Source organism: Microbulbifer maximicatervae (SeqCode), assembly GCF_052467305.1.
Genome location: NZ_CP174306.1, coordinates 5,277,237 through 5,290,000, shown reverse-complemented (window position 1 = coordinate 5,290,000; position 12,764 = coordinate 5,277,237). Strand labels below are relative to the sequence as shown.

Below are 12,764 nucleotides of genomic sequence, written 5' to 3'. Positions count from 1 at the left end.
AAATGCTTGCCGACATCGCGCAGGAAATCGAGCACATTGAGGTCGCGAGTCCAGTCGAGGTTATTGGCGACAATGGCACTATTTTCCCCACAATCGAAATTGATAAATTGGGAAACCTGGCTTTTCAGCTTGTCTACCCAACCCGCAACAATATCGGGGGTATTCAAACTGCGCTCCTGAGCCTTAAAAGAAGGGTCACCAATCAGCCCCGTGGCACCGCCAACCAGTGCAATTGGTTTATGCCCTGCCGTCTGAAACCTCTTCAAGGTCAGCAACGGTACTAGACTGCCTATATGAAGGGAGTCTGCAGTGGGATCAAAACCGCAATACAGGGTTCGACTCTCCGACAAATGCTGCGTCAGTTCGCCGTCACCAGTCGCTTGATTAATTAATCCGCGACGGTCCAAGTCTTCAAGCAGTGTCATGTCGACCCCAGCCATGCTTTCCCCTCATATTCAGGCTTGAAATTAGCGCCACCAAGCGGCGGCAAAATGCGCTGCAACATTACCGAAGTTTGCGGCAAATACAAGCGTGCAGCAGCCCAGTATCCGCACTAAAAACAAAATTCATGAGGAACCAAACCGTGCAAAGACGTGTCAATTATCTCGTGAACCAAGGCGGCTTTTTTGCTATAAAGCCCCTCCAATGCCTGTTTTTTAGACACTCAGTTTTTCAAGCGCAAATAACAACGACCGCCAGTACCATCCGCTAACGCCATGCAAAACCATCGTAAATCGAGTACAGGCCTCCGTATTGGCGGCTTACCCAAGCATTTTCCCCGCGTTCATGCGCTGACCGCTGGCATCGCAGCCTTTGTCCTTATGCTGGCCGTTCTGATTCCTTCACCGGAGATTTCCTCTAAGCGCACATCCCTACCCGTCAAACTTTCAGAGGTCACAAGCGGCGACAGCACTGAAGTCAAACCTGCACTCACTTATACGCCGGCGGAGACCCCACTGCTTAACGTCAGTGTTGAGGCAGTCAAGTCGTTGAGTCTTGAAGTACGTAACGGGGATACTCTGTCAGACCTATTTCAACGTGCAAAAATCAGCGCCAAAGAGATGTACCAGCTTCTGGGTAGCGGCAAAGAGGCAAAACAGCTGGCACGTCTAACTCCGGGTGAAGAGCTGACCTTTCAAACAAATAATGATGGCCAGCTGCAGTCCCTTAAATTGCAGCGGGACCGACTCAATCAAATTGAGTTTACCCGCACAAATGCAGATAAGTTTGAACACGCACTGATAACTCGTGAGCCCGACAGCCACCCGGCTTACCGACAGGCCCAGATCGATAGCTCCCTATTCCTGGCCGGCAGCGATGCTGGGCTGAGTGACAGCCTGATAATGGAGATGGCGGATGTGTTCAGCTCCGATATCGACTTTGCCCTCGATATTCGCAAGGGCGACAACTTTAGTGTGATGTTCGAAGAGTTGTTCCTGGATGGGGAGAAAATTGGCAACGGTCCTATCCTGGCGGTCAGTTTTACCAACCAGGGAAGAACTTTTAGCGCTGTACGCTATGTGGATAACAGTGGTGATGCCAATTACTACACGCCTGAAGGCAAAAGTATGCGCAAGGCATTTATCCGCACACCTCTGGACATAGTTCGCATCAGCTCTCACTTCAACCCGAGCCGCCTGCACCCAGTATTCAAATCACGCCGACCTCATAATGGCACCGACTATGCCGCTCCAAGAGGCACCCCCGTTTACTCTACTGGCGATGGTCGGGTTATCGCGTCCGGCTATAGCAAACCCAACGGCAACTACGTATTTATCCAGCACGGCGAACGCTATGTAACCCGCTATCTCCACCTGACCAAGCGCAAAGTCAAAAAGGGCCAGCGCGTTAAGCAGCGCCAGGTTATTGGCACTGTAGGGTCTACCGGTTATGCCACCGGCCCGCACTTGCACTACGAATTCCTGGTGGATGGCAGACATCGCAACCCCGCCACCATTGTGCGCAAATTGCCCAAGGCAAAGTCGGTACCGACTTCTGAGATGATCCGTTTTAAAAACCAGACCCAGCCACTTCTGGCGAAACTAGAAAACTTCCAGGGGCCGGCTCTGGCTCAACTGGATGAAGAAAGCCCCTAACAAGCGCCAACGAATATGCCCGATCTGTTTATCGGCCTGATGTCCGGCACCAGCGTTGACTCCATTGACGCGGTGCTGGTCGATTTTGGCGATGAAGAAAAAATAAACACCCGCATCCTGGCTGCGCTAGCCCACCCGATTCACAGCGGCCTGCGCGAAGCTATCCTCAGCCTCTGCGCCCCCGGCCCTTCAGAGTTGGATCGCGCCGGACAGTTAGACCGGCAACTGGGACAGGTTTTTGCCGAAGCCACCAATACCCTGCTAGCCCGAGCCGGTGTTGAGGGTCAGTCTGTTACCGCCATTGGCAGTCACGGCCAAACCGTACGCCACCGCCCCCCAGGCACAGTGACTTCTCCCTTTACTTTGCAACTCGGTGACCCCAACACCATCTCAGCACTGACGGGCATCTGCACCGTTGCGGATTTCCGTCGCCGGGATATCGCTCTCGGTGGTCAAGGAGCGCCTTTAATGCCGGCGTTTCACCAGGCCGCCTTCAAAACTGATGGAAGCCGTGCTGTGGTCAATATTGGGGGGATGGCCAATATCACTGAGCTGACGGCAGATAGCCAGGTTTACGGCTATGACACAGGTCCAGGTAATGCATTGCTCGACTACTGGGTGAACCTACACAAAAACCAGCCCTACGATAGAAATGGAGACTGGGCCGCGAGCGGTCGCGCCAATGCTGAACTTCTCAACCGCCTGCTTTCAGATCCCTATTTCTCCGCCGAGCCACCCAAGAGTACTGGCCGTGAAACTTTTAACCCCAGCTGGCTCGAACAGGCCTGCGCCGGTTTGGAAGTGGCGCCGGTAGATGTGCAGGCGACCCTGTCTGAAGTAACCGCAGCCAGTATCGCCGATGCCGTGCATAATTTTGCCGAAGGCGGCGAGTTGCTCACTTGCGGGGGCGGGGCAAAAAATAAGGACTTGGTTACACGATTACAGCGCCGCTTGCCCACCTGGTCTATTACTGACACGGGCAGTTACGGTATTGACGCAGACTGGCTCGAAGCCGTTGGATTTGCTTGGCTGGCCCGCCAGACATTGAGAGGGCTGCCCGGTAATTGCCCGGGAGTGACTGGCGCGCAGAAAGAGGCGGTGCTAGGGGCTATTTACCCGCCCTGATCAATAGGGCGGGTTAGGATTTCTCAAATAGAGAAAGAGGAACCGCAGCCACAGGTAGCGGACGCATTGGGATTTTGTACTACGAAGCGTGACCCCGAAAGGCCTTCTTCGTAATCAACATTGGCGCCAACCAGGTAGGGGTAGCTCATCGCATCCACCAAGACCTGAATGCCATCCTTTTCTATGATGGCATCATCTTCGGCAACCAATTCATCAAAGGTAAAACCGTATTGGAAACCGGAACAGCCGCCTCCGGTCACGAACACCCTGAGTTTCAACTCCGAGTTGCCCTCCTCTTCCAACAGGCTTTTTACCTTGGCCACAGCCTTGTCTGTGACCACGAGTGGCGCGGGAGAAAAGGATACAGCTTCTGACATAAGTCTCTCTCAACTCATCGGGACATTCACCGCTCGTATAAAAGTTATAACGAGTGCAGCCCCGGGGGCGTCATCTTGCTTAAACCCAGCAATTCAGTCAAGTATTAACCGGCAGGTGGGCCGGTACAATAAAGTACCAGCGCCAGCCAATACTACCCGGACTTAAGAGGCTTCAATGACAGTTTCATCTTCGGAATAGCCGAGCATATGGGGCTCACCCGCGCTACTCAGGTCGGCACTGGATACCAGGGCACCGTTTACCTGGGCACCTTTCAGCATCTCAATCAGCTTATAGTGTACATTGCCTTCTACCATTGCCTTGGAAGCCAGTTCCAGGTGGCGCGCAGCAAACACATCCCCTTTCACATTGCCATTGATCACTACCTGAGGCACACGAATTTCACCCTCAATGATGCCGCCATCCACAATTTGCAGGCGCGCATCACTATCACTGTGAGCGGTAACATTGCCACGCACCTTACCTTCGATGACCAGGTTGCCACGGAAGTGGATATCACCGCTGATCTCAGTCTGACGAGCGATCAAAGTCGTGTGGTTACTACCGGTATTGGCCATAGTTATCTGTTTCTCTTTTTTTCTTAACATAATCCCCAAAACCTCGTGCCTTTGGCACCTATGCTAACTTTCCTGTACTAACCAACCGTAGCGCTGCTCAATATTAAAGCCCTTGCGCCCAGAAGATTTAAGTGACAACTCCACACCTTCGGGCACAAATCCCTCCGGCAAGCGCAGCTCTCCCTCGATATTCTGAAAATATTTAAAACGCAGCTGAATCGACTCACTATCCACCTGCTCCGACAGTTCCTTCAGAGGGTAACTCTTCGGTTCCCCATCCTGACGGCCCACTACGGTAAATGTGGCCGTGCCTTTTACAACATCCCGACGCGCTGCGGACTGTTTGATCTGTAACTTGTACTGGTAACTTTTTGGATCGCCGGTCTGCGAGAGGATAAAGCGTCCAATGGACACCCCCTCACCCCCATCTTCAGGGGCCATGACGCCGCGATAGAAAGAAATTTCCTGCTTTAGCTCTGCAATCTGGCTCTCTTTCTGCACCAGTTCCGCACGCACCGACTCACTCGCCTGCTCACCGATAGTCAGCGACTGCTCTGCAGTAGCAACCCTCATTCGCAGGGATTCATTCTCACTCTGGAGCGCGGTAACACGATCGAGTACTTGAGTATGCTCCAGTGTCTTGCGATCGAGGCTCTGACGCAGCTGATACTGTCCGGCAAAATAGGACCCGGCCGAGGTCACTAATACCAAAAAAACGACCCCCACTACGGCAATGACACCAGAGAAGGGTTTATGAGGCACCACTTTCATGCGGTACTGCTTGCTGCCTTTAACTTTGAGCACCATGAAATCTGCTAAGTCTTATCCGGGATTTATCGATTGTCGGGAAACACCCGATTCTAAGGCAGCAGTGCCGGGCTATCCAGGCCCAACGTCTCAGTTAAGCCAAACATAATATTCATATTCTGGATTGCCTGGGCGGACGCGCCTTTGGCCAGGTTATCAATGGCCGATAATACCAGTACCGTATCCCGCTCCTGGGGTTGCAATACCGAGATGCGGCACATATTGGTCCCTCTTACCGTACGAGTCTGAGGGTGGCTGCCCGCCGGCATCACATCTACAAAAGGCTCATTTTTATAGCGGTTTTCAAAGATCTGCTGAAGCTCATCGGCATCAACCTTCCCCGCTGACCGGGCAAATAAAGTAGCGTGGATACCGCGAATCATGGGAAGTAAATGCGGTACAAAAGTCACCTGCGCGGGAGAGGATTCAGTGGCCTGCACTCGACGAAGCCCCTGTTCAATCTCGGGTAAATGACGGTGCCCGGCGGCAGAATATGCGCGGAAGTTGTCGCTATTTTCAGCCATAATCAAGTCGGTCTTACCCTGTCGCCCCGCACCACTGATACCACTGGCCGCACTGGCGATCAGCTCACCAGGTTCTACCAGGCCCTTTTCCAAAAGCGGTATCCATCCCAATTGAATCGCGGTGGGATAACAGCCCGGGCAGGCTATCAACTGCGCATTGGCAATCTGTTCCCGATTAACTTCTGGCAAACCATAAACAGCGCTTTGAGCTAATTCCGGAGCGGCGTGGGCCTGACCGTACCACTGCTCCCAGGTAGGTATATCTTTCAAACGGAAATCGGCGGACAAATCGATCACTCGAACTCCGCGTTCAATAAGTGCCGGTACCTGGGCCTGGGCAACGCCATGAGGTGTAGCGAAGAATACAACGTCACAATCCGCCAGCTGTTCGAGATCGGGGCTACAGAAAGACAGCTGCGAGTGCCCTCTCAGGCTAGGGAAAAGCTCGGCAACCGGGGTACCATTCAACGAACGGGAGGTGATTGCGGTAACTTCCGCTTGTGGATGTGTTGAGAGAAGCCGAAGTAATTCCACCCCTGTATAGCCGGTGCCCCCGACAATCGCTACTTTTATCACCTTGCTAAAATCTCCGGTATATCCGCCAACTGAGACGATAATCGTAAAACCAGACAGGCACTCTACCACAAGCCCCAGGATTTTAAGGATGTGCGGTGTCACAGCCCCCAAGGAACTCGCTAAAAAAGTCGTTTTCGCGTTATTTAGTTAGGCCTGGCAGCCTCGAAAATATACGCTTACAGCTTTCCTCCAAAGACGCGCTGGCGCCTTTGCTGGGGATGGCCCTGATCACCGGCATCCTGGCCGGAGGGGTAACTGTACTTTTTCGGCTAGCAATGGAGTGGCCGACCACGCTGTTTTTATCAATCCCACAAAATTACGAATCCCTTCCCCCATTCTGGCGCTTCGCATTGCCTGTCATCGGCTCTCTGGTAGTGGGATGTATCTATTTATTTCTAAATCCCAGACGCCGCCAGGTGGGAGTGGTCCATGTCCTGGACCGGCTCTACAATCACCAGGGGCAAATGCCAATGCAAAATGCCCTGCTACAGTTTTTTGCCGGCGCAATAATTTTAATTAGCGGCCACTCGGTGGGGCGGGAAGGCCCAGCTGTACACTTGGGAGCAGCCAGTGGCAGCTGGTTAGCTAGGGCGCTGAAGCTCCCCAATAATTCCGGTCGCAACCTACTGGGGTGTGGTGTAGCCGCAGCAATTGCGGCCTCCTTTAATACCCCGCTGGCGGGCGTGGTATTCGCGATGGAAGTCGTGATGCTGGAATACACTGTCGCAGGTTTTTTACCGATAATTCTCGCGGCTGTTGCCGGTAGCACCATCACCCAGCTGACTTTCGGTAGCCAACCGGACTTTAATGTACCCGCGATTCAACTCAATTCCCTTGCCGAGCTGCCGCTACTTTTCGTTTGCGCACTGGTTATTGGGGTTCTCGCCGGATTATTTATCCGCTCCCAGCGTATTTTAATTCCCCAGCAGCGTTACTCCCCACTTCTTCGATTTCTCTTGGTTGGCCTTGTTACTGGCACCTTGGGTATCTGGGTACCGGAAATCCTGGGCGGTGGATATGACACTTTGCAGATGGCAATGCTGGGAGAGTTGGGGGTAGCGACACTCATTGCTATTGTCGCCGCGAAATTAGTTGCAACCGCTTTGGGGGCAGGGCTCGGAATTCCCGGTGGGGTAATAGGCCCCAGCCTGATTATCGGTGCCTGTATCGGTGGTATTGCCGGTGGCCTGGCTAACTTGTGGCTGGGTGAGCACACCGCGAGTCCAGGCTTTTATGCCATGGTGGGTATGGCGGCAATGATGGCTGCCATGCTCAATGCGCCTCTAGCTGCGCTACTCGCTATCTTGGAACTTACCTATAACCCACATATTTTATTCCCTGGAATGATGATGATCGTGGTGGCCACATTAGTAAGCCGCCAACTCTTTTCCACTATCGGTCTCTATCACGAAACGCTGCGCGCCCTGAATAAAGCGGGAATGCCAAGTTGGCGACAGCAAATGCTGAGTAGTGTCGGAGTTGCCAGCGAAATGAATCAGAGCTTTGTTGTGACTCCTAGGGAAATTACCCGCGCTGCGGCAACAGAATTAATTAATCAACACCCCGAGTGGATTCTTATCGATTTACCCAAGGAGCCGGCACCGCAACTACTGCGTGCAGCAGACTTGGCAACTTTTCTTCGCGGTGGCGCGAAAGAGGCGGCCGAGAGCGAAAAACAAGTTTCCTCCGAATCAGATAAATTACTAGACCCGGGAGAAATGATCGATTTATTGAGACTACCCGGCGAACGCAAACAGCTGGCGTCCCTAAGCTGGCGAGCGACAATGCTGGAGGCCTCGCAAAAGCTGGAGAGAAGTGGCGCGGATGGCCTGTATGTCTGCCGTCATAAAAGCGGCTCGCTGGACAATCGCACGGCGGGCATTATTCTGCCGCTACAAATTAACAACTTTTACCGGAAGTAATTTTTCTTCCCGTTTCTTTTAAGGGGACTTTCAATGCTGTGGATCAAGGCTTTTCACATTATTGCGATGGTGTGCTGGTTTGCCGCACTTTTTTATCTGCCACGACTATTTGTCTACCATGTCGATGCCACTGATGCCGTTAGTCGCGACCGCTTCAGTATTATGGAACGCCGCCTTTATCGCGGTATTGCCATTCCCTCCATGCTGGCTACCGTTGCCTTGGGCATCTGGCTCTACAGCTTGAACCCGGCCTACTACACCTCCGCCGGCTGGATGCACGCAAAACTGACTTTTGTTGTTCTCCTCCTAGGCTATCACCATATCTGTGGCGCCTATGTTCGCAAGTTTGCCCGGGGAACCGTTACCCGCAGCCGCCGCTACTTCCTAATATTTAATGAGTTCCCAGCAGTTGCACTTGTCGCCATCGTCATTTTGGTTGTCGTAAAGCCATTTTAATTTGGCGCGTATTCATTCCTTGTCAAAGGCGCTCAGCAACTAGAATTAGGCGCACAGCTAATGGCCGTCATGTAGAGCACTTATGGATACACCTCAGCCCGTTATTCTGACCGTTACTCACCACGACCCCAGCGGCAGCGCCGGAATTGCCGCAGATACTGAGACAGCGGTCAGTCTCGGCTGCCATGCGGCCTCGGCAGTTACCGCCATCAGCGTGTGTAATACCGGTGAATTGCTGGGTGTCGCCCCAGTCGACGACAGCCTGCTAATTGAACAAACCCGGGCCGTTTTGGAAGACATGCCGATCGCCGCGATCAAGGTCGGCTACCTGGGCTCCGTGGAGAATGTGCGCGCGCTTCACAGCGTACTCCACGACTACCCGGATATTCCCGTCGTTATAGATCCCGATGCCACACTGGCCGACAAAGAGAGCGTACTCGCCCCGCCTCTGTGGGAGGCTATGGTGTCGCTGTTGTTGCCCAAGGCAACCATGGTGTGTCCCAACCGCAGGGAAGCGCGCGCCATGGCTGTGGAGGCCGATGTCCTCGATGCCATGGCCCAGGAAATCCTCGAATCCGGCTGTCGCTACCTGTTGCTGACTGGCGTGCCCCACGAGCAACAATTACAGAACCGGCTCTACGATGAGCGCGGCCTCATGCGGGAGTTCAAGTGGGAGCGCTTGCAGCCAGCGGCCTATGGCGTCTGTGGCACCCTCGCTACCGCCATTGCCTGCCATATCGCCCACGGGCTGACCATTATCGAAGCGGTTACCCGCAGTCAGCAATACGCTTGGAGTGCGATCAAAGACAGCCGGCGCCTGGGAATGGGAAGGCCGATCCCCAACCGGCTGTTCTGGTGCGAACGCTAAACCTGGAGCTGCTGACACAAATTTCGCCCCTGCCCCGATCAGTCTCACCGTTCCCGTGACGGTGAGATCTTCTGTCTACACAGTCTGTGACCGGTCGTCGCCAATCTACACATTGTCCTCAGGCGCCACCCCCGCGATAATGCTCCCCAGGCCCTTTATGCAGAACCTGAATTAAGTTTATGAGTAAATCCGAGCAGCTCTTCGCAGAAGCACAGCAGTACATTCCCGGCGGCGTTAACTCTCCGGTACGGGCTTTTCGCGCAGTCGGCGGTACCCCGGTGTTTATCCGCCGTGCCGAAGGCGCCTACCTCTACGATGCAGACGAGAAACGCTACATCGACTACGTACAGTCCTGGGGCCCCATGGTGCTGGGCCACGCACACCCGGAAGTCATTGAAGCCGTGGTGGAACAGGCCCAATCGGGACTGAGCTTCGGTGCGCCAACCGAACTGGAAACCGAACTGGCCGAAGAACTCTGCCGCCTGTGGCCGAATATGGACCTGGTGCGCTTCGTCAATTCCGGTACCGAAGCCACCATGAGCGCGATTCGCCTGGCCCGTGGATTTACCGGGCGCGACAAGATTGTGAAGTTCGAGGGCTGCTACCACGGCCACTCCGACTCCCTGTTGGTTAAGGCCGGCTCCGGGGCCCTGACCATGGGTGTACCCTCCTCTCCCGGCGTTCCCGCCGCCCTGGCAGATCACACCATCACCTTGAGCTACAACGATGCTGATAGTGTGCGCAGCTGCTTCGATGAGCTGGGCGATCAAATCGCCTGTATTATCGTCGAGCCTGTTGCCGGCAATATGAACTGCATTCCGCCGGTACCCGGCTTCCTGGAAACCCTGCGCGAAGTTTGCGACCAGCACGGTGCCCTGTTGATTCTCGATGAGGTGATGACCGGCTTCCGGGTGAGCTTGACCGGGGCCCAGGGCTTCTACGGTATCGAAGCGGATATCACCACCCTCGGCAAAGTCATCGGCGGCGGTATGCCCGTTGGCGCCTTTGGCGGTAAACGCGAGATCATGGAACAAATTGCACCCCTGGGTCCGGTTTACCAGGCGGGCACCCTGTCCGGTAACCCTGTAGCTATGGTCGCGGGCTTGGAAACCCTGCGTTTGGTGGAAGAACCCGCCTTCTACGAGCCTTTAATTGCCAAAACCGACCGTTTGGTAGAGGGCATCCTGGCGGCTGGTAAAGCCGCAGGTATCCCAATTACCGCCAATAAGGCCGGCACCATGTTCGGCTTCTTCTTCACCGAAGAACCTAAAGTAACTAACTATCAACAGGTAATGGCCTGCGATAACGAGCGCTTTAACCGTTTCTTCCACGGCATGCTGGAAGAAGGTGTCTACCTGGCACCGGCCTCCTATGAGGCAGGGTTTATGTCCGCAGCTCATACCGATGAGGATATTGAGGCCACAATCACTGCCGCTGAACGCGTCTTCGCCCGCCTCGGCTAATTGCCCGCCTCTCTCCAGCACCCGCAGCCTGCGGGTGCTGCTTCTATACCCGTTTTACTTTACCCCCCTCCAATAAAGCCCCAGTCGCTTCACCGCAAAGTTATTGCGCTCAAAAAAGCTAACAGCTAAAAATGTATACAAAATATAAAAGGTATACATTTTGAAAAGCTCACCGTTTTCAGATACCAGCTTGTCCGCCATCAGCGCAGGCTTTGTCGCCGTGCTGGTGGGAGTAGCCAGTTCCGCCGCGATAGTCTTTGAAGCCGCGCGTGCAGCTGGCGCAAGTGAAGCAATGATCGCCTCCTGGATTGGCGCCCTGGGCCTGGGGATGGGCGTTACCTGTATTGCCTTCTCTTGGTATTACCGCGCCCCGGTAATCACTGCCTGGTCGACTCCAGGTGCTGCACTCTTGGCCACCAGTTTAAGTGGCATACCCATTGCTGAGGCGATCGGTGCTTTTGCGTTTAGCGCCCTGTTAACACTCCTCGTGGGCTTGTCCGGAGCCTTCGAGCGGGTAGCGCGAATGGTGCCGGCACCAATTGCCAGCGCTATGCTCGCAGGCATACTTCTGCAATTTGGTCTCTCAGTATTTACTTCTCTGCAGGCACAACCACTATTGGTCGGCATCATGTCGCTGACCTATCTAGTCGGGCGCCGTTGGGCGCCTCGCTACGCCATTATTTTGGTACTAGCGGCTGGAGTGGCGACTTGCTGGAAGTTGCAGGCCCAGATCGGCTGGCAAGCGGCACACCCTGTTTGGGTCACTCCAGAATTCCGCCTCTCCACTTTAATTGGCATTGGCCTTCCTCTTTTTATCGTCACTATGACCTCTCAGAATCTACCCGGAGCGGCAACCCTGGCCGCCAGTGGCTACAGTAGAGTGCCTATATCTCCTGTTATTAGCGGCACCGGCCTCACCTCTTTATTGCTGACACCTTTTGGTGGCTTTGCATTTAATCTGGCAGCTATTACCGCTGCTATTTGCACCGGCCCGGAAGCCCATCCCAACCCCGACAAACGCTATACCGCCGGCATTGCCGCTGGTATTTTTTATCTGTTGGTGGGCCTCTGCGGCGCTAGCGTTGTGGCATTATTCAGTGCCTTTCCCCAGTCGCTGATTGCCGGCCTCGCCGGCTTGGCACTGATTGGCGTCATTGGTAGCAGCCTGGCTGGAGCAACAGCGGAGGCCGACAGTCGTGAAGCCGGAATTATCACTTTTCTGATCAGTGCTTCTGGTATCAGCCTCTTTGGCATTAGCTCTGCCTTTTGGGGGCTGCTGGGGGGGCTGGTGTGTTACTGGTTTTTCAAGCGCAGGAATTAATAAACATCGATGGGCCTCTACGAAAAAATTAAGTCGGACTTGCAGCAAGGGCGATTCGCCGCCGGCCAGGTGCTAAAGCAAGCCGATCTGGCAGAGCTTTACGCCGTGAGCCGTATTCCGGTTAGGGACGCTCTACAAAGATTGAAAAATGAGGGCTGGTTAACCGGGCACGGCAAGCGCGGCGTCGCAGTGCCGCAGTTTGACCCTATTGAAGTGGAAGACCTCTACCTGATGCGCATGCGCCTGGAACCGCTGCTTCAATCCCTGGCATTGGAAAGCCTTAATGGAGAGATCCTGGGGCGGGCCAGAGATATTCTGGAATCCATGCAAGCCAAACCTGAACTCTCCGCCGAGCAGATCGGAAAAATGAATTGGGAGTTCCATGCCTGTATTTACCGGGCAGCTGCAAGACCCACGCTATTTAGTACCGTCGAGCAACTGCACCGGCAATGTGAGCGCTATATCGGTTACCAATCCCACGGTCTGAATTACCAGGACACCAGTCAGGACGAGCACTTTGCAATACTCAATGCACTCCAAGAGGGAAACGGGGACCAAGCCGCCGCACTGCTGGCAAAACATATAGAAGCCGCCGGCAAACTATTGGTAAGGCACTTACATCAGCCCCATTTTTAAACCGCTTTCCCTCAGCA

General features: G+C 54.2%; 13 protein-coding genes (1 of these 13 only partly in view). 8 read left to right on the top strand and 5 right to left on the bottom strand.

The features are described 5' to 3' along the window. On the bottom strand, positions 1 to 440 hold the start of the coding sequence (tyrS, locus tag ACJJI4_RS23065; protein WP_444926590.1) for a tyrosine--tRNA ligase. The gene continues 865 nt to the left of window position 1, outside the view; 440 of the gene's 1,305 nt are visible here — the first part of the coding sequence; its start codon is at positions 438 to 440; its stop codon lies beyond the left edge, outside the window. Between the two features lie 276 nt (positions 441 to 716). Between tyrS and ACJJI4_RS23060 the strand changes: the two genes are divergently transcribed. Next, positions 717 to 2,096: an OapA family protein gene (locus tag ACJJI4_RS23060; protein ID WP_413664273.1), complete on the top strand. Its 1,380-nt coding sequence runs from the start codon at positions 717 to 719 to the stop codon at positions 2,094 to 2,096. A 15-nt stretch (positions 2,097 to 2,111) separates the two neighbouring features. Next, positions 2,112 to 3,221, top strand: a complete 1,110-nt coding sequence (locus tag ACJJI4_RS23055) for an anhydro-N-acetylmuramic acid kinase (RefSeq protein WP_444926589.1) — start codon at positions 2,112 to 2,114, stop codon at positions 3,219 to 3,221. A gap of 23 nt (positions 3,222 to 3,244) precedes the next feature. On the opposite strand, the gene erpA is transcribed toward ACJJI4_RS23055, so the two are convergent. The 4 genes from erpA to argC all read right to left on the bottom strand — a co-directional run bounded on the left by erpA (position 3,245) and on the right by argC (position 6,081). Then, positions 3,245 to 3,598 carry an iron-sulfur cluster insertion protein ErpA gene (gene erpA, locus ACJJI4_RS23050; protein ID WP_444926588.1) on the bottom strand — a complete coding sequence of 118 codons (354 nt, stop codon included), beginning with the start codon at positions 3,596 to 3,598 and terminating at the stop codon, positions 3,245 to 3,247. Between the two features lie 162 nt (positions 3,599 to 3,760). Then, positions 3,761 to 4,204: a bactofilin family protein gene (locus ACJJI4_RS23045; protein WP_282934417.1), complete on the bottom strand. Its 444-nt coding sequence runs from the start codon at positions 4,202 to 4,204 to the stop codon at positions 3,761 to 3,763. Positions 4,205 to 4,237: 33 nt separating this feature from the next. Continuing rightward, positions 4,238 to 4,981 carry a DUF6776 family protein gene (locus tag ACJJI4_RS23040; protein ID WP_413664271.1) on the bottom strand — a complete coding sequence of 248 codons (744 nt, stop codon included), beginning with the start codon at positions 4,979 to 4,981 and terminating at the stop codon, positions 4,238 to 4,240. Between the two features lie 53 nt (positions 4,982 to 5,034). Continuing rightward, positions 5,035 to 6,081 carry an N-acetyl-gamma-glutamyl-phosphate reductase gene (gene argC / locus ACJJI4_RS23035; protein ID WP_444913416.1) on the bottom strand — a complete coding sequence of 349 codons (1,047 nt, stop codon included), beginning with the start codon at positions 6,079 to 6,081 and terminating at the stop codon, positions 5,035 to 5,037. Between the two features lie 95 nt (positions 6,082 to 6,176). Here argC and ACJJI4_RS23030 point away from each other — a divergent pair, with 95 nt between their 5' ends. From ACJJI4_RS23030 to ACJJI4_RS23005, 6 genes are all read left to right on the top strand, one after another. Continuing rightward, on the top strand, positions 6,177 to 8,003 hold the full coding sequence (locus tag ACJJI4_RS23030; protein ID WP_444926587.1) for a chloride channel protein: 1,827 nt from the start codon (positions 6,177 to 6,179) through the stop codon (positions 8,001 to 8,003). A gap of 33 nt (positions 8,004 to 8,036) precedes the next feature. Further along, positions 8,037 to 8,459 (top strand): protoporphyrinogen oxidase HemJ, encoded by a 423-nt coding sequence (gene hemJ / locus ACJJI4_RS23025; protein ID WP_444926586.1) that lies wholly within the window; start codon positions 8,037 to 8,039, stop codon positions 8,457 to 8,459. Between the two features lie 82 nt (positions 8,460 to 8,541). Next, on the top strand, positions 8,542 to 9,327 hold the full coding sequence (gene thiD, locus ACJJI4_RS23020) for a bifunctional hydroxymethylpyrimidine kinase/phosphomethylpyrimidine kinase (protein WP_282934421.1): 786 nt from the start codon (positions 8,542 to 8,544) through the stop codon (positions 9,325 to 9,327). Positions 9,328 to 9,506: 179 nt separating this feature from the next. Next, the gene (gene hemL / locus ACJJI4_RS23015) at positions 9,507 to 10,790 is read left to right on the top strand and encodes a glutamate-1-semialdehyde 2,1-aminomutase (protein ID WP_282934422.1); all 1,284 of its coding nucleotides are present in this window, start codon (positions 9,507 to 9,509) and stop codon (positions 10,788 to 10,790) included. 160 nt (positions 10,791 to 10,950) lie between these two features. Next, entirely contained in the window at positions 10,951 to 12,111 is a 1,161-nt protein-coding gene (locus ACJJI4_RS23010) for a benzoate/H(+) symporter BenE family transporter (RefSeq protein ID WP_444926585.1), read from the top strand. A 9-nt stretch (positions 12,112 to 12,120) separates the two neighbouring features. Beyond that, positions 12,121 to 12,747: a GntR family transcriptional regulator gene (locus tag ACJJI4_RS23005; RefSeq protein WP_444926584.1), complete on the top strand. Its 627-nt coding sequence runs from the start codon at positions 12,121 to 12,123 to the stop codon at positions 12,745 to 12,747. Positions 12,748 to 12,764: the final 17 nt, after the last annotated feature.

Coding starts and splice junctions, on each gene's coding strand:
- ACJJI4_RS23045 (WP_282934417.1), bottom strand. CDS start 4,204: ATGTTAAGAAAAAAAGAGAAACAGATAACTATGGCCAATACCGGTAGT.
- ACJJI4_RS23040 (WP_413664271.1), bottom strand. CDS start 4,981: ATGGTGCTCAAAGTTAAAGGCAGCAAGCAGTACCGCATGAAAGTGGTG.
- erpA (WP_444926588.1), bottom strand. CDS start 3,598: ATGTCAGAAGCTGTATCCTTTTCTCCCGCGCCACTCGTGGTCACAGAC.
- ACJJI4_RS23060 (WP_413664273.1), top strand. CDS start 717: ATGCAAAACCATCGTAAATCGAGTACAGGCCTCCGTATTGGCGGCTTA.
- ACJJI4_RS23005 (WP_444926584.1), top strand. CDS start 12,121: ATGGGCCTCTACGAAAAAATTAAGTCGGACTTGCAGCAAGGGCGATTC.
- hemL (WP_282934422.1), top strand. CDS start 9,507: ATGAGTAAATCCGAGCAGCTCTTCGCAGAAGCACAGCAGTACATTCCC.
- hemJ (WP_444926586.1), top strand. CDS start 8,037: ATGCTGTGGATCAAGGCTTTTCACATTATTGCGATGGTGTGCTGGTTT.
- ACJJI4_RS23055 (WP_444926589.1), top strand. CDS start 2,112: ATGCCCGATCTGTTTATCGGCCTGATGTCCGGCACCAGCGTTGACTCC.
- thiD (WP_282934421.1), top strand. CDS start 8,542: ATGGATACACCTCAGCCCGTTATTCTGACCGTTACTCACCACGACCCC.